Raw genomic sequence first — 22517 nt, forward strand, 5'->3', positions numbered from 1 at the left:
TTGCCAATTTATTAATTTAGCGATTGCTACTAGCAATTAACTATGAATAAACGAATAATCCTTACTGCTTCTTTTTTTGGTGCTGTTGCTGTTTTACTGGGTGCATTCGGTGCCCATGGCCTAAAGGCCCTAATTGATGGACCATCATTAGAAATCTGGCAAAAAGGTGTTGATTACCAGTTCTATCATACATTTGCACTATTGTACCTTTCTACCTTCGCCCGTTATCGGAACAAACTCATTAATATTGCTTATTTCTGCTTCACATTTGGAATCATCCTTTTTTCAGGATCGTTATATTTATTGGCTACCCGAAGCATATCGCATTTAGGATTTACTGAATTTATTGGCCCAATTACACCAATTGGCGGCCTTTTATTTGTATTGGGATGGATAATGCTCTTTTTTGCGGCATTTAAAGATAAATAATGAATACTTTCGAAAACGATATTTTTTCAGAAAGAGAAACACTTTTTGTGGAAGTTATTTTGCCATTGTCTTTGGCGAAAAACTATACTTATCGGGTACCTTTTGATTTAAACGACCAGATTGCTGTTGGAAAACGGGTGGTGGTGCAATTTGGAAAGCATAAAATTTATACGGCTTTAATTAGCGGAATCAGCACGGTACCACCAGTGGCTTATGAGGCGAAATATATTATCGATGTTGTAGATGCCGAACCTGTAATTACACCCATGCAGCTTAAATTCTGGACATGGATGACCAATTATTATATGTGCAATGAAGGTGATGTAATGGCGGCTGCATTACCTGCAAGTTTAAAATTGGCCAGCGAAACTATATTGATTCTTCGTGAAGATTATAACGAAGATACTGCGCTTACTGATAAGGAAGAAATCATCATCAATGCACTGAAACAGCAACAGAAACTTACAGTTAATGATGTTTCTAAGCTACTGGGACAGAAAACGGTGTATCCGATCATCAACCATTTACTCGATAAAGAATTGATTCTGGTTGCCGAGGAGGTAGTGCAGAAATATAAACCTTTGCTTAAATCATTTATCATTTTAAATGATTTTTATAGCGATGAAGAAAATCTGAAACAGCTTTTTAATGTTTTGGATAGGGCGCCTAAACAATTAGACGCTTTACTGGCTTACCTGAAATTACAAAAATCAAATCTCCCGATCTCCAAAGAACAGCTTTTGGAAGAAAGTAATTGCGGACCAGCAGCATTAAAAGCTTTAACCGACAAAGATATTTTTGTGGTAATGAAAAGGCCGGTTAGTCGCCTGGCCGCTCACGATGAAGAGTTTAGTGTTAATTTTGAACTGAACGAAGGTCAACAGAAAGCATTAGGTCAGATTAACCAACACTTTGAAGAGAAAGAGGTGGTTTTGCTGCATGGTGTCACTGCATCAGGAAAAACACAGGTTTATATTAAACTGATTGAAAAAATTATTCAAAATACAGATGGACAGGTATTGTTCCTGTTGCCCGAAATTGCCTTAACCACACAGATTGTAGAGCGGATTAAACGTTATTTTGGCAATTCGATAGGCGTATACCATTCTAAATTCAACAATAGCGAAAGGGTAGAAATCTGGAATAAAGTAAGAACAGGTGCCTATAAAGTAATCTTAGGCGCACGTTCAGCTGTTTTTCTTCCCTTTCAGGATTTAAAACTAATTGTGGTTGATGAAGAACATGAACCCTCATATAAACAATACGATCCGGCACCACGCTACCAGGCAAGGGATGCAGCCATTTACTTAGGATACCTGCATCAGGCGAAAGTGATTTTAGGTTCAGCTACGCCATCTTTAGAGAGTTATTATAATACTTTGCAGGGAAAATACGGACTTGTAGAGATGAAAGAGCGTTTTGGAGGTGTTCAGCTTCCTAATCAGCAAGTGGTAAGTATTTCGGAAGAAACAAAGAAAAAAACGATGAGTTCGTATTTTTCGAGCGTGTTGATCAAAGATATCGACCTGGCACTTTCTAAAAAAGAGCAGATTGTGTTATTCCAGAACAGGAGAGGTTATGCCACTATTTTAATCTGTGCAACCTGTGGTTATACCCCAAAATGTGTAAACTGCGATGTAAGTTTAACCTATCATAAAAGCAGTGGGAAATTACATTGTCACTATTGTGGTTATCAGCAAAGCAGTGTAAATATTTGTCCGGCTTGTGGTTCGGTACATGTAGAGCAAAAAGGTTTTGGTACCGAGCGTATTGAAGAAGAACTCAGATTACTTTATCCCGAAGTGACCATTGCCCGGCTGGATATGGATAGTACGCGGACAAAAAATGGGCTTCAGCAGATCTTAAACGACTTTCAAGAGAAGAAAACCGATATTTTAATTGGCACACAGATGGTGGCCAAAGGATTGGATTTCGACAACCTGAATCTTATTGGGGTAATTAATGCCGATACACTTTTAGGTTACCCTGATTTCCGTGCTTACGAAAGGAGTTTCCAGTTGTTGGCACAGGTTGCGGGTAGGGCCGGTAGAAGGGCCGATCAGGGTAATGTTTGTATCCAGACTTACGATGCCGAAAACCGAATCATAAAACAAGTGGTAAACAATGATTACGAAGGGATGTACAACGACGAAATCGTTGAACGCGAGAAATTCTTGTATCCACCTTTTTCCAGAATGATATTCTTGTATGTAAAACATAAAGATTCTCATATACTAGATCACGCGGCATTCACTTTGGCTAACATCCTAAAAGGAAAATTTGGTAAACGTGTTTTAGGCCCCGAACAACCTTTAGTAAGCCGTGTACGGAATCTTTATATCAAACAGATCATTATCAAAGCTGATAAGCATACGGCCATTCAAAAGGTTAAAGATGCATTAAAAGAAACCCTGACCCAATTTAATGCCACCAAAGAATTTAAAGGTGTTTTTACACAAATAGACGTAGATCCGTATTAGAAAGGGAGAGTGTATTGTCAATGCTGAACATAGTGAAGCATCTGCAAGCGATAAGTACTAAACTTTAATTAAGCACAGCACTGTTTTTGAGGTTGATGCGTTTAGGCAATGGATTCTTCACTGCGTTCAGAATGACAGATTAAATTAATTGCGGATTTAAGTTTTGATTTAGTGTTACTTACGGTAATGTGGATTTCTTTATCTTGCATCACCGTTAAAAAAAGCTAATTTTGAAGCTCATGGCGTATAAATTTGTTGATAATTACCGGGAACGTGGAGCGAGAAAAAAACTGGTTGAGTTGCTAAAATCTCGCGGAATTGAAGATGAAAATGTCTTAAAAGCCATAGGTAAAGTTCCGCGGCACTTCTTTTTTGACGAAACTTTTTGGAACCAATCTTACAAAGATATTGCTTTTCCAATAGGGGATGGGCAAACCATATCTCAACCTTACACGGTTGCTTACCAAAGTGAATTGCTGCACATTAAAAAAGGAGATAAAGTACTTGAGATCGGAACGGGATCGGGCTATCAAACCTGTATTTTAATGGAGCTGGGTGCTACCGTTTTTACGATAGAAAGACAAGAGAATATTTACAACAGAACGATTCAGATTTTACCTGGAATGGGTTACAGGCCTACTTTTTATTGTGGCGATGGCTCTAAAGGAATTGCTGCGCACGCACCATACGACAAAATAATCGTTACCGCTGGCGCTCCCCTGGTTCCGGAGATCTTATTAAAACAGTTAAAAATTGGTGGCATTCTGGTTATCCCGGTAGGAGATGAGAAAACGCAGAAAATGGTTACCGTTATCCGTGTTAGCGAAACCGACTACGAAAAAATTGTGTTAGATACCTTTAGGTTTGTACCCTTAGTTGGCGACCAGGCGTGGTAGTCTTTTAGCCCAAAGTCCTCAGTCTTAAGTCAATTTGGACTCAGGACTAAAGACTTCAGACTGAAGACTAAACTAACGCTTCATCGCTCTATCCAACTCCCGCTTCGTATCTCTATCCTTAATGCTATCACGTTTATCGAATTCTTTTTTACCTTGAGCCAGGGCAATCTCCATTTTAGCAAAACCTCTTTCGTTGATGAATATACGTAAAGGAACAATAGTATAACCTTTTTCTTCGCCTTTAAGCTTTAGCTTTCTGATTTCTTTTTTCTGTAATAATAATGCACGGTCGCGTTTTATATCGTGGTGATAAAAAGAACTGTGGCTATATTCAGAAATATGAAGGTTGCGCACGAAAAGATTGCCGCCAATAAACATGCAAAATGCATCCGTCATGTTGGCTTTACCTTGTCTGATCGCTTTTATTTCAGTTCCTAAAAGGGCAATACCGGCTACGTATTTATCTAAGAGATTATAGTCGAAATATGCTCTTTTATTTTTTATGTTGATGTCGTTTTTCAAAATTTTAATAAAGTATGTTGTTGTAATATATACAATTGTATATAAAGTATAATGTTAAGATCGCAAATGAAGATATAAAATACCCGCACGTCATGCAGAACTCCTTTCAGCATCTTTGTAACCGTAAAGGTCCTGAAATAAATCCGATAGCTATCGGATCAGGATGACAACCGTTTATGCGATTTGCCCTCAACCGGTTGCAAATATCTTAAAAAATGATGTGATAATTTAGTTTTATTTCAATTGTATGAATTAAAGAAGTCAAGTTTGAATAGCCAAATCGCTTTAAAACTTGACTTCTTTAATATCTGGAAATGTAAGGAAGAAGCATTTGGCAGCCTCCAGTCCCGCTTTTGCTGCAACAAAAGCAGAAAAAACTTTTGGTTTCCGCGTCAATCGTGTTTATTTAACAGAGGCTGTTGCAAGGAAATGCAAACCAATTGGCTACTCACAAACACCTTGTTCCTAAACCCGACAGGAGCGAACATTCCGATCCTTCATCGGAATAAAGCGGATGGCGGGACAACAGTACCCATGAAAAACTGGCTTTCATTTTCTAATTATAATGCTTGGATTGGAGAGAAGTCAAGTTTTTTGGCAATGTGCATATTTAAACTTGACTTCTCTTGGATAAAAAATGTTCATCAGTTTGTAAAAGCTAATGATATATTATTATGTTCGTATTTATTCCGTTAAGTTTGGAGATAAAATATCAAAAATGAAATTCAGAAACCTACTTTTAATCTTATTATTAGCCATTACTTTCCAGGTTAAAGCACAGCAGCCAACTTTGTTGCCACAATTTACTTTTTACCGCCTGGATGGAAAAGCTTTTTCTAATACCAATATTAAACAAGGCAAAAAGAACCTTTTTATATTATTCGATTGTACCTGCGAGCATTGTCAGCGTGAAAGCAAAATATTGAATACCAATTATGCTAAGTTTAAGAATGTAAATATTTATATGATTACCATGGATGAAGGTTATATCATTCCACAGTTTTTCGATTCTTATGCCAAAGGTTTAAATGCAAAACCAAACGTGTTGGTACTACAGGATAAAAAACGAATATTTATTCCAACATTTTTACCAAAAAAGTACCCATCCATGTACTTATATTCACCTGCAGGTAAATTATTAATGTATCAATCAGGCGATGGCGGCATCAACAAGCTGATGACAGTGGTGAATAAATAATAACTATTTTTTTACCACAGATATGCACAGATAAACACAGATTCTCATATATCTGTGTTCATCCTTTTTATCTGTGGTTAATCATAATTTAGCTCTGGGTATGGCGTAAGTTAGGGAGGTAGCTAAGACTTACCTGATAATCAGTACGGGAATATTCACCTTATGCCTCACAGAATCTACCGTAGTGCCGAAAATAAGGTCTTTTAAACCTTTATGTCCGTGTGCACCCATTACCAAAAGCTCCATTTCGTTCCGGTTACTAATATCGGCTATGGCTTTACCGGTGTTTCCAAAACCAATAAAGGGTGTAGAATCATATCCAAGATCTTCGAGATTAGCTCTGTATCTCTCCAGGTTCGCAGCATCGCTCTGCGTTTCATGGTCCATTACTTCCTTGCCAAGATAACGGGCAGCAGCAGTTTCTACAACATGGATCAGGTAATAGTGTGCATCTTTGCCACCTTGAATTAAAGCATGCCTGATCGTGTTTCTGTCGTTTTTAGAAAAGTCTACTGCAATACCAATTTTTGTATAAGTGATCTTCTCGATTTTGCCGATATCTAAAGCATCTCCATGAGGTACAATTTGTCTGGATGCATCTTTTTTCTTTTCCAATAGCGGATGGAAGAAAACATAGAGCAGGAGGAGTACGATTAGGATTAATGCCGGTATTACAATCACATAAATCCACCAATTATTGGCTTCTTTTGCCCAGCCGCTTATTTCTTCAACAACCAGTTTTACATTGAGCGCAATAATGGCGAGAGCGCTTGCCCAGGCCAAAATTTTTACCCAAGGTTTGATTGCGAAATCTTTCATCAGTTTTTTGTCTGATGTAAAATGGATTAAAGGGATAATGGCAAAACCCAACTGCAAACTTAAAACCACCTGACTTAATACCAATAAGCCCCCAAGAGCATCATCGCCATAATGCAGAATGGTGAAAAATGCAGGAATAATTGCCAGAAGGCGTGTAATCAAACGTCGTAGCCAGGGTTGGATCCTTAAATTGATGTGCCCCTCCATAATAATCTGTCCGGCTAAAGTTCCGGTAACGGTAGAGCTTTGTCCGGCTGCAATTAGCGCAATGGCAAATAGAGTTGGCGCTACATTGCCAAAAATATTCGAAAGGAGTTTATGCGCATCCTGAATTTCGGCTACTTCGTGTAAGCCATTTTTATAGAAAGCAGCAGCAGCAAGAATCAATATGGCCGCATTAACAAAAAAGGCCAGGTTTAGTGCTACCGTGGTATCAATGAGGTTAAACTTTAAAGCTTCTTTAATCCCTTTGTTGCTCCGTTCTATTTTTCTGGTCTGTACCAAAGAAGAATGAAGGTAAAGGTTGTGTGGCATTACCGTTGCGCCAATAATCCCGATGGCAATATAAAGTGCATCACCATTGAGTATGGAGGGTTCAAAACCTTTGGCTACTTCCTTAAGTGATGGCTCTACAATAAACATTTCAACCAAAAAGGAAATCCCGACAATAAAGACCATCGAAACAATAAAACCTTCCATGGCCCTCATGCCTTTATTAAGTAAGAAAAGCAATAAAATGGTATCGAAAATGGTAATTGAAATGCCCCAGATTAATGGCAGGCCAAAAAGTAACTGTAAACCAATGGCCATCCCGATAATTTCTGCCAGATCGCATGCAATAATAGCGGTTTGTGCCAATCCAAATAGTGGAATATTGGCCCAGCGTGGGTAAGCCTGTTTTGAAGCCTGGGCTAAATCCAATCCCCTTACAATACCCAGGCGGGCACTCAGCGATTGCAAAAGCAATGCAATGAGGTTAGACATCAGTAAAACCCAAATTAACTGGTAACCAAATTTACTGCCACCCGCTAAATCTGTTGCCCAGTTACCTGGATCCATATAGCCAACACTTATTAAATAAGCCGGACCTATGAAGGCCAGAATTCTTCTCCAGCCTTTTCTTTTATCTGTATTTACGCTTTGATGTACTTCACTTAGTGACTCAGTTTTTGCCATTACTGCTGATTAAAATATGTTTTGCAACTTCTCTACTAATATTAACTTGTTTATCGGATAACCGGATCTCAACTGAACCATCGAAATCGGTAACATCACTAACCTGGATTTGTTTGCCCAGAGTAAGCCCTAATTTTTCTAAATGTTTTAAAAAAGGAGAACTGTGCTGACTCACTCCGGTAATGGTACCCGAATCTCCTACTTTTAATTCGATCAGTTTAATAAACTGGGTTTTAGCAAATCTCCCGTTTTTATCCGGGATCGGGTCGCCATGAGGGTCTGCTTTCGGAAAACCTAAAAATTCATCTAATCTTTCAATTAGCTCAATCGATTTAATATGTTCTAACTCTTCGGCCACATCATGTACCTCGTCCCACTTAAAGTTTAATTTGTCTACTAAAAAAACTTCCCATAATCTATGCTTACGTACAATATCTATCGCTGTATTTTTTCCTGTTTCGGTTAAGGTAACCCCTTGGTATTTAATGTAATCAATCAGGCCCTTATCGGCTAATTTCTTAATCATATCAGTAACCGATGCTGGTTTAGTTTGCATTTGCTCTGCAATAGCATTGGTTTGAACGTTTATTGTTTTCTCCGCCAGATGATAAATAGTCTTTAGATAGTTCTCTTCGGTATAACTCTGCATTTATGTTTATCTAATTTTATTTTTAGGTAAATCTAAAAATTATTATTTAAAATATATATGATAAATTATGTTAAAATTTAGAATTTAATTTGGTTATGTTTGTATTCTGAAATACCTTTAACACCGTATGGCATCTGAATTAGATAAAATAGACTTTAAAATTTTAAGAATTCTTCAAGAGAACGGAAGAATTACCAATTTACTTTTATCACAAGAAATTGGTTTATCACCTGCACCAACTTTAGAGCGTGTACGTAAGCTCGAAATGGCAGGATATATTAAAAGCTATCATGCCCTGGTAGATGAAGAAAAACTGGGTTTAGGTATTAAAACCTTTATTCAGATTCAACTTGATTTTCATAAAAATAACACCATCCAAATCTTTTTGGATGAAGTAAATCAAATTAAAGAAATTACCGAATGTCACCACGTTACAGGTCAGGCCGATTTCTTGTTAAAGGTTTATGTGAAAGACATTAAAGCGTATGAACGTTTAATTATGGATAAAATCAGTAAGATTTCTGTAGTGAAAACATTCCAGACGATGATGATCATGTCGACTACAAAGAAAGAACCTATTGTACCATTGGAGTATTAATAGCAAAGCAATAATAGTTGCTAAAAGCTAATGTGTACTCAGATGACTTAGGTGGTTCATCTATTTTTTACCACCTAAGCCACCTAAGAGCATCTAAGTTGGTCTTTCATAATTATATGTTAATTGTCAATGCTGTACATAAATTCGTTTACGAAACTCTTTTTTCCATTATGAACTATATTGGTTGAATTGAAGTTAATCAACAAGCCTTTAGGTATTTTAAGCAATTTCATATACGTTAAAATCTGCGCCTCATGAATAGGCAATATACTTTCAACTGCTTTTAACTCTAATACTAAACATTTTTCAATAACCAAATCTACTTTAAGTGTTGTATCTAATAAAACATCTTTGTAAGAAAGTATAATTGGATGTTCAGCGGTAAAATTTATATCCTGCAATTGTAATTCCCACATTAAGCACTTTTGATACACGCTTTCAAGGAGGCCAGGACCGAGAATTTTGTTTACTTCAATACAAGCACCTGTAACCTTGTATTCCAATTGGTCGAGAAAAGTTTTGTTCATCATAAAATCCATTAGTTAGTTAATAATGTTTTTGCGATGATTTAAGCAATTCGTTGATCGAATTATAAAAGCAATTTATCAATAATTCCTGAAATTTCCTTAGCATTTTGATAAACCATGAAGTGGGTTCCATTTTCGATCACGAAATCAGGTGTTGCTTTTCTTGAATAGAGGATTTTATCATTCGTGCCATGGATGTGAAAAATCCTTTCTGGTTTAATTTTATTCTCCCAGTTTAGGATGCTTCCGATAGCCCACTTCAAAAAATAGGGATCAGTATCTTTTATAATCTTGCTGAGTAATGCTTTTTCGCTGCCCGAGCGTGTGCCGAAATAGTAATTCTGTGTGAGTTTGTTTGATGACTTTAAAAACTTTGCTGGAATAAGCTTCAATAAACCTAACTTCCCCAAAAACCGGTAAAGTGCAGGTAGATGCATACTTAACATGGTACTGGAAATGATAAGGACAGTAGCGGGTTTTAAAAGCTTCGCTATTTCTACTGCAATCATCCCTCCAAAAGAAACGCCTACCAAAGCAAATGGCTGGCTTAAGTCTATAGCGCTACTTAATCTTTCAGCATAAGAAGCTAAGGATTCATTTTTATTCGGAGTAATCCAATCTATATGAATGATATTGATTTCTTTATTAAGTTTTAACTTAGAAAAAATCCTTTTATCGGCACCTAAACCACTAATAAAATAGGTATTCATTAGGCTGGTAAGTTCCAGTCGATTGGTTTTAAATTATTTTGAACCAGAAGCTGATTTGCTTTCGAAAAATGTTTCGATCCGAAGAAACCATTGTAGGCAGAAAATGGCGATGGATGAGCAGCTGTAAGTACATAATGTTTCTTTTGATCTATTAATGATGTTTTTTGCTGAGCGTATTTACCCCACAACAAAAAAACAATATGCTCGCGTTTTTGAGATAAAGCTTTAATTATTTCATCTGTAAAAATTTCCCATCCCCGGTTTTGGTGTGAACCAGCCTCCGAAGCACGGACTGTTAATGTTGCATTTAGCAATAATACACCCTGCTCTGCCCAATGGGTTAAGTGGCCATGATTTGGTGTTTTAAAGCCTTCAATATCAGTTTCTAACTCTTTGTAAATATTTTTTAACGAGGGTGGAACCGCTACACCGCGTTGTACGGAAAAAGAAAGGCCGTGTGCCTGGCCAACACCATGATAAGGATCCTGACCCAATATTACCACTTTAACCTGATCAAAAGGAGTGGTGTTTAATGCGTTGAAAATATCTGTGCCCTTTGGATAAACAGTTGCTCCTTTGTTTTTCTCTTCCTGTAAAAAAGACTTTAGGTTTTTCATGTAGTCTTTTTCAAATTCTCCCTCTAAAACGGCTAACCAACCTGGTTCTAATGCTGCAGACATAATATTGATGTAAGATGTATTAAATGTAAGATGTAAAATGGATTTCGGGGTAATGTCTAGTAAATAAATTTTTAGTCGATGGTTCGATAGTTCATGGTTTATAAATCATAGTCAATGGTCAGGGTGGCTAAGTATAAGCCAATAGGTTATCGACAATGAAAAACTTAGGCAATCAACCATTAAGTATCAAACTATGAACCATTAGACTATGAACCATGAACAAAAAACTCTCAAAAATTTTAAGACTTCTTCTTGTATATCGCCAATAAATCCCCCTCAAGGCTTGTTTTTGGACCTTCTGTAATCCTGCCCAGTTCATTGCCTTTTTTATCAAAAACTATAAATGTGGGTACCCTGGAAATATCCAGGCCGTCTAAAATGCCATTCTCAGCTTTTTTATTACCGTCAGCGGCTATAATTTCTATGTTTTTCTCTTTAAAGTGTAAGGCATCTAAAATTTTAAAAAAGTTAGGAACATTTGCTTTACTGTCGCCACACCAGGTACCTAAAACAATTTTGATCTTTTCATTTTTAACCAGTTTTTTCAATTCGATCATGGTTGCTGCATCTGGTATATATGCCGCATAAAGTGGATCGTACATTTCTTTAAACTCAGGAAAGGTGGTGATGCCTTCACGCGTACAAGCATTGATTAAGATATCTTTATTGTGAACTTGATCGTGGATTTTTTTATTAACTTCCTGTGCAGAAACATTCATTGCGATTACAATTAGGGTTATAGATAAGAGGATTTTCATATTTACGGGACGGTTTTTGTGAGCTTTTAAATTTTTACTGAAATTATTGTTTTAAAATCTAATTTCTGCCATTTAAACACGATATTTGCAAAAAAAAACAATTAGAATAAATTTATGCCAAATATTATCAGATTAATTGCGGGGTTTGCTTTACTGGGTGGCGCAGTAGCTTTATTTATTTTCGGTTTCTGGCCTTGGGGTATTGTTTCCATTTTATTGGGGATAATTGTACTGGTAACCTATTTCTTTAATGAGAACATGCTTTTAGCACAATGGTTCCTCAGAAAAGATAACATGCCTAAAGCAAAAATGTTTTTAGATCGGATTACCAATTATGAAACGCAGTTGATTAAAGTTCAACATGGTTATTATAATTTATTGATCGGGTTAATCGAAAGCAGAACAGCACCGATGAAGTCAGAAAAATATTTCAAAGCTGCTTTGAGCCTGGGCATGCAAATGGATCATAACATTGCTTTGGCAAAATTAAGTTTAGCAGGTATTGCAATGGCTAAACGTAACAAACGTGAAGCAACCATGTATCTTGCTGAAGCGAAAAAAGCAGATAAAAATAAATTACTGGCCGATCAGATTAAACAAATGAAAGATCAGATGGGTATGATGGACAAGCAGCAGCAAGTTCGTTACAGATAGTATTGATCATATCTTATATAGAGCCATTTCAAAATTGAGATGGCTTTTTTGTTTCAGCTCAGTTTTGTTTATTGAAAATTGCAACATATAAATTACTATTTTTATGGATACCTAACTTTTAAATATTCATGAAAAAAGTGTATTATTTACCCATGCTGGCTTTTTTAGCCATTCTGGGTGCCTGCAATAACAAAAAAAATGCTGAAGAAAGCAGCGAAACCTTTTCAACGGCCAATCCTTTTTATAAAGCAAGCGCACTTGCTTTTCAGGCTCCTGCCTTTGACAAAATAAAAAACGCCGATTTTAAACCGGCATTGGAAGAAGGGATGAAGCAGCAAATGGATGAAATCCGGAAAATTGCAGATCAGAGCGATGTACCGAGCTTTGAAAATACCATCTTGGCCATCGAAAAAAGCGGACAACTATTGAGCCGTACAAATATGGTTTTCAACCTGCTTACAGGCGCCAATACCAATCCTGAATTGCAAAAGGTTAAAGAAGAGGAAGCGCCTAAACTAACTGCAAATACTGATGCCATTTACTTAAATACAAAACTTTTTAATCGGGTAGAAACTCTTTACAAAAAGAAAGATCGGCTGAAACTGGATGCCGAATCGTTACGCTTACTGGAGTATTATTACCAAAAATTTGAATTGGCAGGAGCAAAGCTATCTGATGCTGACAAAGACAAGCTTAAAGTGCTTAATAAAGAAGAAGCAACTTTGGGCGCGAAGTTTACTGCACAGTTACAGGCAGCGGGTAAAGGTTTAAAAAATACTACGCAACAGCCCGAATTGCAATCCACGACCGATCGTGCCAAGAGAGAAGAACTTTTTAAGAAATCATGGAACAGGGCAGAAAAAGGCGATGCAAACGATACCCGCAAAATAATTTCAAGAATTGCACAAATCCGTTCTGCTCAGGCGGCATTGCTTGGCTTTAAAAATTATGCAGCCTGGAAATTACAAAATCAGATGGCTAAAACACCTGAAGCAGTAGAAGATTTTTTTAGCAAAGTTATTCCTGCTGCTACCGCGAAGGCAAAAAGTGAAGCGGCAGATATACAGGCCGTAATCGATCAGCAAAAAGGTGGCTTTAAACTAGAGCCATGGGATTGGGATTTTTATGCCGAACAAGTTCGTAAAGCAAAATTCGATCTGGATGAAAATGAAGTTAAACCTTATTTTGAGTTAAATAAGGTACTCATTAACGGTGTTTTTTATGCCGCCACACAACTTTACGGTATTACTTTTAAGGAACGTAAAGATTTGCCTGTTTACCAGGAAGATGTTCGTGTTTTTGATGTGATGGACAAAGATGGAAAACAGTTAGGTCTGTTTTATTGCGATTACTATAAACGTGATAACAAAGATGGTGGTGCCTGGATGGATAATCTTGTTCCACAATCAAAGCTATTCGGCACGATACCGGTAATTTATAATGTCTGCAATTTTGCAAAACCCGAAGCGGGAAAACCAGCATTAATTAGTTTTGACGATGTTACCACCATGTTTCATGAATTTGGACACGGTTTACATGGTCTGTTTGCTAACCAGCAATATCCAAGTCTTTCGGGTGCGAACGTAGCACGCGATTATGTAGAATTTCCTTCTCAGTTTAATGAACATTGGGCTTCTGATCCTAAAATACTGAAGAATTATGCCCTTCACTATCAAACCGGAGCTCAGATGCCGCAGGCTTTGCTGGATAAAATTAAAAAGGCGAGTTCGTTTAACCAGGGGTATATTTTTACAGAAGCTTTGGCAGCGGCAGATCTGGATATGCAATGGCATACAATTTCTCCGGGTTCTCCATTGCAGGATGTAGATAAATTTGAAGCCGAGGCTTTAAAGAAAACCAATTTAAATTTATCGTATGTGCCGCCACGTTACCGCTCCAGCTATTTTTTGCATATCTGGAGTAATGGCTACGCTGCAGGCTATTACGCTTACAGCTGGACTTCTATGCTGGAAAATGATGCCTTCTCGTGGTTTCAGGAGAATGGAGGATTAACCAGGGCAAATGGTCAGCGTTTTAGGGACATGATTCTGTCAAAAGGAAATACGGAAGATCTTGGCAAAATGTTTTTTAATTTCAGGGGACATAATCCTGATATTAAACCGATGCTTAAAAAGCGAGGACTGTTATAAAATAACACTATAGTACAAAGGACAGTTAATAATTGGCCTTTGTACTATAATGAATAATGCTTTAAATCCCATCTCTACCAATAAACCGTTATTTACCCAAAAGAAACTGAATAGCTTTTTTTACATTACGGTCAACCGATTCTTCCGTTTTAATGTTGGCAATATAACGTATAATTTCTTTCTGTAAATAACGGGCAAGACCATCAAATATATCTTTGGCCTGTTTATTTTCCGTTAAGGCCTTTACCAGTTTAGGATTGATAATAATTGTCCGTTCTTCAGTATCAAATTCAATTTCGAAAGTTGCGGTGTCGCCAATATCTTTTCCGGCTGCTTTTCGCATGGGTGTATTTAAGTACAAACGCCAATCTCCGGCATATTTAACCAGGGTTTGTTTAAACTCATGTCCATCAATTTTCATTGTAATGGGTAATTGGCCCTTGTTTTTTCCTGCTTGATGAAAAATATAGTTTAATGCTTCTTCTGGTACAAATACAAAAGGGTTGATGCCTATAACTTTAATCTCAGCCTTAAAAGCTTTCGGTTTTTTGATATCCATTACTTAAAGATATTGCCTTTCATTAAAAATCCATAACCATATCAATAAATCTGTTCTCTGTTACTGCGCTAAACACTCGTCGCCAACCGCTATGCGCCTTTCGCTGTCCGCTTTCCGCAAAAACTCAAAACCAAATTCCATTTTCTATTGTAGTTTATATAAAATCTAAAAATATGGCAACATCACAAGAAGGAAGTACGAACAATACTCAGGAAGAAAATAACATTAAAGATCTGGGTGGCAAAGCAGCCATTGAAAAACTGAGGGAGTTGGCAGAAAAAGCTGAAAGTTGTTTTTTCTGCACCAATATTAAAACAGGTATACCATTATCTGTAAGGCCAATGGCTATTCAGCAGGTGGATGATGAAGGTAATATCTGGTTCATGAGCATGAAAGACAGTCATAAAAATGATGAAATCTCTGCCGATCCATTTACACATTTGCTGTTTCAGGCAGGTGCCCATTCAGGTTTTGTAAATATTTATGGTATTTCTGAAATCAGCAGGGATCAGGCGAAAATCGATGAACTTTGGAGTCCGTTTATTAAGACCTGGTTTCAGGGTGGGAAAGACGACCCGAATATTACACTGATTAAAGTAATCCCATCAGAAGGATACTATTGGGATACCAAACATGGTACTGCGGTTGCATTTTTGAAAATGGCTGCATCCGTAATTACAGGGAAAACAATGGATGATTCAGTAGAGGGAACTCTGGAGGTGGATTAATAACCAGCGCGTCATGCTGAATTTATTTCAGCATTTGATAGGCCCTGAAATAAATCCGATAACTATCGGATCAGGGTGACGGTCATATTTTACTTATCTCCTAAATAATCGAATCCTTCAAATTCTTCTCTCTGAGCTCTTTTGCTTAAGATATCTTCTTCTTCAGCTTTCACTCTTGAGAAAAATAAGGCTTCTGCCTGGATTCTTTTTATTAATTGACGTACCAGCGTTAAATCAAAAGCATCTTTGCTTAATTTAATGCAGTATTCTCTTTCGTTGATTTCTAAACTTGACGTATTCATATCGCAATGATTTTAATGATCGATTGCTGTAAATATAGAAAAGGCTTGCTAAACATTTGTTAGCAAGCCTTTTAAGTTTATGTTATGTTTATGTTAAAATCCGGTCTTGTGTTTTGCCGTTAGATTAACAAATTAATTATTTATGCGATAGAAATAAGCCATCATCTGTTTTGGCAACTTTCAAGATTCCTTTTGCTGTTAAAGCCTTTAAAGTGGTATCCCATTTCTTGTTGCTCCAATCGGCTAGCTTTCCTTTTACTTCAGTTAACAAATATTGTTCGCCTTCCGAAACCAATGAATATAATTCTGTTTCTTCTGGTGTCATTTCTATTTTCTTTTTCTCCGGGCGCATCTGCGGGAAGAATAAAACTTCCTGGATGGTACTTTGATTGGTCATTAACATCACGATACGATCGATACCAAAACCTAAACCTGAGGTAGGAGGCATACCATATTCTAAAGCACGAACAAAGTCATCATCCATTGCCATTGCTTCGGCATCACCACGATCAGCAAGTTTCAACTGATCTTCAAAACGTTCTTTTTGATCAATTGGATCATTCAGTTCTGAATACGCATTTCCGATTTCTTTACCATTCACAAATATTTCGAAACGCTCTACCAATCCTTCTGCAGTACGGTGTTTTTTAGCCAACGGTGTCATTTCGATCGGGTAATCTGTAATGAATGTAGGCTGGATTAAATTGGCTTCTACCTTATCACTGAAAATTTCATCTACTAATTTACCGCGGCCCATTGTAGAATCGGTTTCGATGCCTAATGATGCACAGGTTTGCAAAAGTTCCTCTTCAGTCATTTTCGAAACATCAATTCCTGTATATTTTTGGATCGATTCGTACATGGTCAGTTTTTCGTATGGTCCTTCGAAATTGATATCGTTTTCACCAACTTTAACTACTGCCGAACCATTGGTTGCAATGGCTACTTTTTCCAAACATTCTTCAACCATAGCCATCATCCAGATATAATCTTTATAGGCTACATAAATTTCCATAGAAGTATACTCTGGATTATGTGTGCGGTCCATTCCTTCGTTGCGGAACATTTTACCGAACTCATAAACGCCATCAAAACCTGCAACGATCAATCTTTTTAGATAAAGCTCATTTGCAATACGCAAATAAAGTGGCATATCTAAAGTATTGTGGTGTGTGGCAAACGGACGTGCAGCAGCGCCGCCGTGAATAGGCTGTAGTATAGGAGTTTCTACTTCCATCCAACCCTGGTTATCAAAATAATTGCGCATGGTGTTAATCACCTTGCTGCGTTTAATGAAGATCTGTTTAAAATCAGGGTTTACCGTTAAATCTACATAACGCATGCGGTAACGTAGTTCCGGATTAGTAAATCCATCATATACGTTTCCTTCATCATCACGTTTAACAATTGGTAGCGGACGTAGTGACTTAGAAAGTACCTTAAACTCAGTAACGTGTACAGAAATTTCGCCTGTTTGTGTAGTAAATACGTATCCTTTAATCCCAATGAAATCGCCGATATCTAAAAGTTTTTTAAATACGGTGTTGTATAGCGTTTTATCATCGCCCGGACAAAGTTCATCACGCTTTAAGTAGATCTGGATTCTACCGGTAGAATCCTGTAACTCTGTAAAAGAGGCAGCACCCATAATATTGCGGCTCATAATTCTACCTGCTAATACTACCGTCTTGTATGCTGTCTTATCTGCTTCATAATTAGCTAATATATCTGCAGCATATGCATTTACTTCATATGCTTCGGCAGGATAAGGCTCAATGCCCAGTGCACGTAATTGTTTTAGCGACTCACGTCGTAATACTTCTTGTTCTGATAATCCTATACTCATTTCAGGTATTTTTTGCAAAATAATAATTTTGCATTTTTTGTTATTGTTAAATTTTGGTGCTTTAATGAAAAGGGAATAATTAGCTGATTAAATTTTGAATTTATATTGAAAAAAAATCAATTTTCAGTACTAATTAGCTATCCATTTAAAACAGATGGTTGCAAAGATAAGAAAGCTATTGTAATTACTAAATGCTTTATTAGATATAACACCTTATTTGACAACGTTAAAATCCAATAAGATAAATAATGAAAGGTAGGAAGCTTTGTCTATAATGTTTTATTCCAGATCAATTAACGGATCCCAGAATACTTTTTTAAGGTTTTGAACTTTAAGGTTTTTAATTTCCACGCCTTCGCGTTCGAGGAGTTCCTGCCTTTTTGCTGTAGATGATGGGTCGCCGCTCAGTAAGCCGTTGCTGCTAATTACCCTATAATAAGGCACAGGAGGCTGTGCTGCCCCGCAAGCGCCAATGGCTCTGGCAACCATTCTTGATAGATTAGGCGTACCAATGGCTTTTGCAATTGCACCGTAAGAAGTTACCCTGCCTTTTGGTATTTCTCTGGCTAAATCCCAAACCTGCTCAAAAAATAAATCGTGTTTCATCGTTTATGGCAAATGATAGGTAAAGCTAATAAATAAATCTCTTTATAAATTTAATAGGGTTTCATCAGGTAAATTTTTTGAACGATATGAATTTAGTCTTTTACAGATGGTATCTTTGTTTGGAGTGATTTAGCCTATTTTAAAAACGATGCCCGATATAAAACAAATACCACCTTCCAGTTTTGAGTTTTTAAGCTTATTGAAAAATAACAATGAACGCGAGTGGTTTAATGACCATAAAACAGCCTATCAAAAAGAACTGGCATACGTAGAATCTTTTGCACAGGATTTATTAGACCTTATGAATACCCATGACGTAATCGAAACACCGTCTGGCAAGAAAAGTTTATACCGGATTTATCGCGATACGCGTTTCTCAAATGATAAAACACCTTATAAAACACACTGGAGCGGAAGTTTTAAACGGGCAGGCAAACAAAGAAGGGGTGGCTACTATTTTCATATCGAACCAGGTAATAGTTTTGTAGCCGGTGGCTTTTTCGGGCCTTCTCCTCAGGATTTAAAACTGATAAGGGAAAATATAGCTTTTGATGCCCAGCCCTTAAGAGATATATTAAATGATAAAACTTTTATTGCTTCCTTCGAGACATTGAAAGGCGAACAATTAAAGACTGCTCCAAAAGGTTTTGATGGAGATCATCAGGACATCGATCTGTTGCGTTATAAACAATTTTTATTAATTCATCATTTCACTGATCAGGAAGTTTTAAGTAAAGATTACTTAGCGTATTGTAATCAGGAATTTAAAAATATGCGTCCTTTCTTTGATTATATGAGCGAAATATTAACAACCGATGCAAACGGCATGGATCTGTAACTGATATAAAGCTTTACAAAATGAATGGCCACGATTACAATTTGTAATAATGGCCCTTTTTAATTATGATTCGGCTTCTATACCTTCCTCATACATTTCGTTAATCGCTTCTGCATATTTCTTTTCTACAATGCGGCGCTTCACTTTCATGGTAGGCGTAATTTCACCTTCATCTATATTGAAAGGATTCCGTTTGATCTTAAAGTTTTTTATGCGCTCAAATTTAGCCAGTTCGCCAGAGATTTTCTTGATATCCTGCTCCATCCAATTTATAATTTCCTGATCGCGGATAAATGGATCAGCCTCCTCAAAAAACGATGGTTTAAGCTTAAAGGTTTCCTCTAAGGTTTCCCTGTTAGGAATAATGATTGCTGTAATAAATTCACGTTTATCTCCGATTAAGAAAAGCTGATCAATTTTAGGGCTTTTTAGGTAAATATTTTCTACCGGAGTTGGGTAAACATTCTTGCCATAAGCATTTACGATCATGTTTTTTAAACGGTCGGTAATCTGCAGGTTACCTTTATAAAAGCGGCCAATGTCTCCGGTGTGGAACCACATATCTTTATCTATCGCTTCGGCTGTTTCTACTGGTTTGTTAAAGTAACCTTTCATCACACAATGGCCGCGAACAATTACTTCGCCTTCGGCGCATTCAAATTCTTCGTTAAAAGTGTTGTGTGTTTGGATGCTCAGCATTGCTTTGCTTTCTACATCTTGTATGCCTACTTCAATGCCAGGAATCACTCGACCAACGGTGCCATAAACCTGTCTGTGGTATTCGGTTACTGACATTACCGGCGAAGTTTCCGTTAAACCAAAACCTTCTAATATTTTAATGCCCAGATCGCCAAAAAACTCACCCACATTTTTAGGTAGGGCGGCTCCGCCAGAAATCATAAATTTTAACCGGCCACCAGTTTTTTCTTTAATTTTACTGAAAACCAATTTCTCTGCGATTCCCTTTTTGGCTGACAAAATGAAACCAGGATTTTGTCCGGCCTCTTTTGCTAAACGGTATTTATTGCCTGTTTCAAGCGCCCAGGTAAATATTTTTGCTTTTGTACCTCCGCCTGCAGTTCCTCCTTTAATCGCTTTATCATGTATCCGCTCCAATAAACGCGGAACGCAACTCATCACGGTAGGGCGAACTTCTCCCATATTCTTGGCCAATAACTCTAAACTTTGTGCGAAAGCAATTTTACAGCCTTGTGCGCAGCAAACATGGTAAGTTGCTGTACGTTCGAATACATGCGATAGTGGCAGAAAGGAAAGGAAAGTTTCTGTTTGATCAATTACCGGGATTTGTTGTAAACAAACCTCCACATTCTTAACAAAGTTGTAATGGGTAAGCATTACGCCTTTCGGAGTTCCTGTTGTTCCAGAAGTATAAATTAAAGAAGAAACATCTTCAGGTAAAACCAGACTTCTACATTGTTCTATTTCTGCTTTTTCGGCAGCCGTAACCTGATGTTTTAGTGCAAGAATATCTGAAAAAGCAATTACTTCTACATTAACATCTGCAGGGATAGTAACCTTTTCGAAATCTTTAAAAGCTGGTATAATATATTTTAATTCTTTACAATTAGCCGCGACTTTTAAAACCTTACGGTAAAGAAAATTATTTCCAACAAGAATAGCTTTTATGCCAGAGTCGTTAAGAATATAGGCTACTTCCTGCTCAGAAAGTGTAGGATAAATAGATACGTTAATTACACCAATTTGCTGGATTCCCTGATCATAATATACATATTCAGGAGAATTCTCAATCATTAAGCCTAAACGATCGCCTTTTTTTATCCCTTTTTCCAGGAAGAATGCAGAAACAGCATCAGCTCTTTTTAAGGTATCTTCATAAGAAATTTCAGCCCACTCTGCGCCTTGTTTATGGATTAAAAAAGTGTCCTGAGGCTTGTGAATATTTTTAACAACATTCCGCAACAAAGTAGGAACTGTTGAAAATTCGTTTATTAATGGCATGCTCGTAATCTGAATGTTCGTTATTTTAACAATTATAATACTTTTAGCTTTAATAATAGCAACAGTGTGATAAACCTATTCTAAAATTAAATAAAAAATATAAAATTTAAGCGACTACAAAAAGACCGTAAAAAAAAAGGACAGCAGTTTAGTTTAAAAATTAATGGAAATACCTGGTTTTAGGTAGATCTATATAGTGGTTTATCGTTATTTTAATCTATTTGAGCTAAATTACTGGATATTGGCACTACAGTTGCAATTGGGCATTTTAAAACTTAGAATTAAAATTTGCATGATGAAAACAACAAAAACAAACTTAACTATGTTAGCCAAAGGATGTGCATTTGCTTTAATAGTAGGTGTAGTGCTGCAATTTGCGGCTTGCTCTAAAAGCAAAGATATTAATCCAAGCGACGAAGAAATCTTGACCAAGAAAATAGAAGATATTATTCCGCAACAGTATGTAGATAGCTTAACCAAACTGGGTTTTACTATAAATAAGGGTACTATGCCCCCAAATGTCGATGGCTCTTACTTATTTAAGCCTTTCACTATAAAAAGCAGTAATATACCCAACGATCCCTATACTCCTGGTTATTTACTTATGGATGGCGTAGTTAAATTTTATGAGCAAAGTACCAGCGATTTCAGTATTAAAATGCTGGGCAAAAACTTTATTGGCGCAGCAGATACCAGTGTCGTAACCGCCATTAGTGGAAGTGGAAATAAATTTACCATTTACGGAAAGGTAAAAGCGTATAGAAACGGTGGTTATAGTTTTTATGCTTTTTTAATGTCTGGAGAAAAAGACGGCAATAGTATTAAAAATGGAATTGCAGGAATCATTAACATCGACGATTCTCACGCAGGACCTAATACCATTAGAAAGGGACAAGGCAGGGTTGCCTTTGATGGCGATTATACTTCTGAACCTACAGATTTTAATAGCAAAACCACTGCGATTACTGAAAGAAATACCATTAGCAGTAAACCATCCCAACTCAAATAACAAAAAAGCGGCTCGGAAAATCTCCTAAGCCGCTTTCTTTTTGCTGTTAAATTTATACAGAAAAACTTTCGCCACAGCCACAGCTACGACTGGCATTTGGGTTTATAAAGTTGAAACCTTTTCCATTCAAGCCGTCAGTGAAATCTAATTCAGTTCCAGCCAAATAAAGAAAGGATTTCATGTCCAAAGCAATTTTGATTCCTTTATCTTCAAAAAACTGATCGCCTTTTTGTTCTTCGTTATCAAAATCCAGATTATATGATAAGCCTGAACAGCCACCACCTTTTACCGAAACGCGTAAAAAGTAATCAGAACCCATTTCCGAGTCCTGCATTAAATGGTCTATTTTATCTTTTGCTTTATCTGTTATCGTTATCATAGTATCGAGTATTTAGTATCAAGT

General features: G+C 36.9%; 23 protein-coding genes. 10 read left to right on the forward strand and 13 right to left on the reverse strand.

Annotated features, from left to right (window positions below; all coding sequences use genetic code 11):
* Positions 1-42: 42 nt before the first annotated feature.
* The 3 genes from BCL90_RS14400 to BCL90_RS14410 all read left to right on the forward strand — a co-directional run bounded on the left by BCL90_RS14400 (position 43) and on the right by BCL90_RS14410 (position 3805).
* Entirely contained in the window at positions 43-429 is a 387-nt protein-coding gene (locus BCL90_RS14400; protein ID WP_029279875.1) for a DUF423 domain-containing protein, read from the forward strand.
* Entirely contained in the window at positions 429-2909 is a 2481-nt protein-coding gene (priA, locus tag BCL90_RS14405; protein WP_121284706.1) for a replication restart helicase PriA, read from the forward strand. The genes BCL90_RS14400 and priA overlap by 1 nt, the downstream gene beginning before the upstream one ends.
* Before the next feature lie 239 nt (positions 2910-3148).
* Positions 3149-3805 carry a protein-L-isoaspartate(D-aspartate) O-methyltransferase gene (locus BCL90_RS14410; protein ID WP_121284707.1) on the forward strand — a complete coding sequence of 219 codons (657 nt, stop codon included), beginning with the start codon at positions 3149-3151 and terminating at the stop codon, positions 3803-3805.
* A 72-nt stretch (positions 3806-3877) separates the two neighbouring features.
* On the opposite strand, the gene smpB is transcribed toward BCL90_RS14410, so the two are convergent.
* Complete coding sequence (smpB, locus tag BCL90_RS14415) at positions 3878-4327, reverse strand: SsrA-binding protein (protein WP_090496795.1); 450 nt, start codon at positions 4325-4327, stop codon at positions 3878-3880.
* A gap of 718 nt (positions 4328-5045) precedes the next feature.
* Between smpB and BCL90_RS14425 the strand changes: the two genes are divergently transcribed.
* A complete protein-coding gene (locus tag BCL90_RS14425) occupies positions 5046-5525 on the forward strand; it encodes a TlpA family protein disulfide reductase (protein ID WP_166792210.1) in 480 nt (159 codons plus the stop codon).
* Between the two features lie 129 nt (positions 5526-5654).
* On the opposite strand, the gene BCL90_RS14430 is transcribed toward BCL90_RS14425, so the two are convergent.
* Together BCL90_RS14430 and BCL90_RS14435 are read right to left on the reverse strand one after the other, a co-directional pair.
* The gene (locus BCL90_RS14430) at positions 5655-7520 is read right to left on the reverse strand and encodes an Nramp family divalent metal transporter (RefSeq protein WP_121284710.1); all 1866 of its coding nucleotides are present in this window, start codon (positions 7518-7520) and stop codon (positions 5655-5657) included.
* A complete protein-coding gene (locus BCL90_RS14435) occupies positions 7507-8169 on the reverse strand; it encodes a metal-dependent transcriptional regulator (RefSeq protein ID WP_121284711.1) in 663 nt (220 codons plus the stop codon). Before BCL90_RS14435 ends, BCL90_RS14430 begins: the two co-directional genes overlap by 14 nt.
* 127 nt (positions 8170-8296) lie before the next feature.
* On the opposite strand from BCL90_RS14435, the gene BCL90_RS14440 reads away from it, so the two are divergent.
* Positions 8297-8767 (forward strand): Lrp/AsnC family transcriptional regulator, encoded by a 471-nt coding sequence (locus tag BCL90_RS14440; protein WP_025142637.1) that lies wholly within the window; start codon positions 8297-8299, stop codon positions 8765-8767.
* 119 nt (positions 8768-8886) lie between these two features.
* Here BCL90_RS14440 and BCL90_RS14445 read toward each other — a convergent pair whose 3' ends face one another.
* The 4 genes from BCL90_RS14445 to BCL90_RS14460 form a co-directional block, all read right to left on the reverse strand.
* Positions 8887-9297 carry a GxxExxY protein gene (locus tag BCL90_RS14445; RefSeq protein WP_244095086.1) on the reverse strand — a complete coding sequence of 137 codons (411 nt, stop codon included), beginning with the start codon at positions 9295-9297 and terminating at the stop codon, positions 8887-8889.
* Positions 9298-9356: 59 nt separating this feature from the next.
* Positions 9357-10004: an alpha/beta hydrolase gene (locus BCL90_RS14450; protein WP_121284713.1), complete on the reverse strand. Its 648-nt coding sequence runs from the start codon at positions 10002-10004 to the stop codon at positions 9357-9359.
* Positions 10004-10684, reverse strand: coding sequence for a uracil-DNA glycosylase (gene ung, locus BCL90_RS14455; RefSeq protein ID WP_121284714.1), 681 nt, complete (start codon positions 10682-10684; stop codon positions 10004-10006). Before ung ends, BCL90_RS14450 begins: the two co-directional genes overlap by 1 nt.
* 239 nt (positions 10685-10923) lie before the next feature.
* Positions 10924-11442 (reverse strand): thioredoxin family protein, encoded by a 519-nt coding sequence (locus tag BCL90_RS14460; RefSeq protein WP_121284715.1) that lies wholly within the window; start codon positions 11440-11442, stop codon positions 10924-10926.
* 114 nt (positions 11443-11556) lie between these two features.
* Between BCL90_RS14460 and BCL90_RS14465 the strand changes: the two genes are divergently transcribed.
* Positions 11557-12096, forward strand: coding sequence for a DUF2892 domain-containing protein (locus BCL90_RS14465; protein WP_121284716.1), 540 nt, complete (start codon positions 11557-11559; stop codon positions 12094-12096).
* 128 nt (positions 12097-12224) lie between these two features.
* A complete protein-coding gene (locus tag BCL90_RS14470) occupies positions 12225-14246 on the forward strand; it encodes a M3 family metallopeptidase (RefSeq protein WP_121284717.1) in 2022 nt (673 codons plus the stop codon).
* 88 nt (positions 14247-14334) lie between these two features.
* Here the strand turns inward: BCL90_RS14470 and BCL90_RS14475 are convergent, their stop codons facing one another.
* Complete coding sequence (locus BCL90_RS14475) at positions 14335-14805, reverse strand: YdeI/OmpD-associated family protein (protein WP_121284718.1); 471 nt, start codon at positions 14803-14805, stop codon at positions 14335-14337.
* 173 nt (positions 14806-14978) lie between these two features.
* Between BCL90_RS14475 and BCL90_RS14480 the strand changes: the two genes are divergently transcribed.
* A complete protein-coding gene (locus tag BCL90_RS14480) occupies positions 14979-15533 on the forward strand; it encodes a pyridoxamine 5'-phosphate oxidase family protein (RefSeq protein WP_121284719.1) in 555 nt (184 codons plus the stop codon).
* Positions 15534-15622: 89 nt separating this feature from the next.
* On the opposite strand, the gene BCL90_RS14485 is transcribed toward BCL90_RS14480, so the two are convergent.
* The 3 genes from BCL90_RS14485 to BCL90_RS14495 all read right to left on the reverse strand — a co-directional run bounded on the left by BCL90_RS14485 (position 15623) and on the right by BCL90_RS14495 (position 18287).
* The gene (locus tag BCL90_RS14485; protein WP_121284720.1) at positions 15623-15835 is read right to left on the reverse strand and encodes a hypothetical protein; all 213 of its coding nucleotides are present in this window, start codon (positions 15833-15835) and stop codon (positions 15623-15625) included.
* Between the two features lie 136 nt (positions 15836-15971).
* Positions 15972-17681, reverse strand: a complete 1710-nt coding sequence (gene lysS, locus BCL90_RS14490; protein WP_121284721.1) for a lysine--tRNA ligase — start codon at positions 17679-17681, stop codon at positions 15972-15974.
* Positions 17682-17960: 279 nt separating this feature from the next.
* Entirely contained in the window at positions 17961-18287 is a 327-nt protein-coding gene (locus BCL90_RS14495; RefSeq protein WP_121284722.1) for an MGMT family protein, read from the reverse strand.
* A gap of 148 nt (positions 18288-18435) precedes the next feature.
* Between BCL90_RS14495 and BCL90_RS14500 the strand changes: the two genes are divergently transcribed.
* Positions 18436-19125 carry a DUF2461 domain-containing protein gene (locus BCL90_RS14500; RefSeq protein WP_121284723.1) on the forward strand — a complete coding sequence of 230 codons (690 nt, stop codon included), beginning with the start codon at positions 18436-18438 and terminating at the stop codon, positions 19123-19125.
* Positions 19126-19188: 63 nt separating this feature from the next.
* On the opposite strand, the gene BCL90_RS14505 is transcribed toward BCL90_RS14500, so the two are convergent.
* Positions 19189-21105 carry an AMP-dependent synthetase/ligase gene (locus BCL90_RS14505; RefSeq protein ID WP_121284724.1) on the reverse strand — a complete coding sequence of 639 codons (1917 nt, stop codon included), beginning with the start codon at positions 21103-21105 and terminating at the stop codon, positions 19189-19191.
* A 292-nt stretch (positions 21106-21397) separates the two neighbouring features.
* Between BCL90_RS14505 and BCL90_RS14510 the strand changes: the two genes are divergently transcribed.
* Positions 21398-22114 (forward strand): hypothetical protein, encoded by a 717-nt coding sequence (locus BCL90_RS14510; RefSeq protein WP_134380651.1) that lies wholly within the window; start codon positions 21398-21400, stop codon positions 22112-22114.
* A 52-nt stretch (positions 22115-22166) separates the two neighbouring features.
* On the opposite strand, the gene BCL90_RS14515 is transcribed toward BCL90_RS14510, so the two are convergent.
* Complete coding sequence (locus BCL90_RS14515) at positions 22167-22493, reverse strand: HesB/IscA family protein (protein WP_121284726.1); 327 nt, start codon at positions 22491-22493, stop codon at positions 22167-22169.
* Positions 22494-22517: the final 24 nt, after the last annotated feature.

This window comes from Pedobacter alluvionis (genome assembly GCF_003664035.1).
GTDB classification, from domain to species: Bacteria; Bacteroidota; Bacteroidia; order Sphingobacteriales; family Sphingobacteriaceae; genus Pedobacter; species Pedobacter alluvionis.

Bases quoted from the DNA above. Each gene is read 5' to 3' on its own strand.
- BCL90_RS14440 (WP_025142637.1), top strand. From the start codon at position 8,297: ATGGCATCTGAATTAGATAAAATAGACTTTAAAATTTTAAGAATTCTT.
- BCL90_RS14500 (WP_121284723.1), top strand. From the start codon at position 18,436: ATGCCCGATATAAAACAAATACCACCTTCCAGTTTTGAGTTTTTAAGC.
- BCL90_RS14510 (WP_134380651.1), top strand. From the start codon at position 21,398: ATGATGAAAACAACAAAAACAAACTTAACTATGTTAGCCAAAGGATGT.
- BCL90_RS14480 (WP_121284719.1), top strand. From the start codon at position 14,979: ATGGCAACATCACAAGAAGGAAGTACGAACAATACTCAGGAAGAAAAT.
- BCL90_RS14425 (WP_166792210.1), top strand. From the start codon at position 5,046: ATGAAATTCAGAAACCTACTTTTAATCTTATTATTAGCCATTACTTTC.
- BCL90_RS14495 (WP_121284722.1), bottom strand. From the start codon at position 18,287: ATGAAACACGATTTATTTTTTGAGCAGGTTTGGGATTTAGCCAGAGAA.
- BCL90_RS14505 (WP_121284724.1), bottom strand. From the start codon at position 21,105: ATGCCATTAATAAACGAATTTTCAACAGTTCCTACTTTGTTGCGGAAT.
- ung (WP_121284714.1), bottom strand. From the start codon at position 10,684: ATGTCTGCAGCATTAGAACCAGGTTGGTTAGCCGTTTTAGAGGGAGAA.
- BCL90_RS14515 (WP_121284726.1), bottom strand. From the start codon at position 22,493: ATGATAACGATAACAGATAAAGCAAAAGATAAAATAGACCATTTAATG.
- BCL90_RS14450 (WP_121284713.1), bottom strand. From the start codon at position 10,004: ATGAATACCTATTTTATTAGTGGTTTAGGTGCCGATAAAAGGATTTTT.
- BCL90_RS14430 (WP_121284710.1), bottom strand. From the start codon at position 7,520: ATGGCAAAAACTGAGTCACTAAGTGAAGTACATCAAAGCGTAAATACA.
- BCL90_RS14400 (WP_029279875.1), top strand. From the start codon at position 43: ATGAATAAACGAATAATCCTTACTGCTTCTTTTTTTGGTGCTGTTGCT.
- BCL90_RS14465 (WP_121284716.1), top strand. From the start codon at position 11,557: ATGCCAAATATTATCAGATTAATTGCGGGGTTTGCTTTACTGGGTGGC.
- BCL90_RS14470 (WP_121284717.1), top strand. From the start codon at position 12,225: ATGAAAAAAGTGTATTATTTACCCATGCTGGCTTTTTTAGCCATTCTG.
- BCL90_RS14445 (WP_244095086.1), bottom strand. From the start codon at position 9,297: ATGATGAACAAAACTTTTCTCGACCAATTGGAATACAAGGTTACAGGT.
- BCL90_RS14485 (WP_121284720.1), bottom strand. From the start codon at position 15,835: ATGAATACGTCAAGTTTAGAAATCAACGAAAGAGAATACTGCATTAAA.
- BCL90_RS14460 (WP_121284715.1), bottom strand. From the start codon at position 11,442: ATGAAAATCCTCTTATCTATAACCCTAATTGTAATCGCAATGAATGTT.
- BCL90_RS14410 (WP_121284707.1), top strand. From the start codon at position 3,149: ATGGCGTATAAATTTGTTGATAATTACCGGGAACGTGGAGCGAGAAAA.
- priA (WP_121284706.1), top strand. From the start codon at position 429: ATGAATACTTTCGAAAACGATATTTTTTCAGAAAGAGAAACACTTTTT.
- lysS (WP_121284721.1), bottom strand. From the start codon at position 17,681: ATGAGTATAGGATTATCAGAACAAGAAGTATTACGACGTGAGTCGCTA.
- BCL90_RS14435 (WP_121284711.1), bottom strand. From the start codon at position 8,169: ATGCAGAGTTATACCGAAGAGAACTATCTAAAGACTATTTATCATCTG.
- BCL90_RS14475 (WP_121284718.1), bottom strand. From the start codon at position 14,805: ATGGATATCAAAAAACCGAAAGCTTTTAAGGCTGAGATTAAAGTTATA.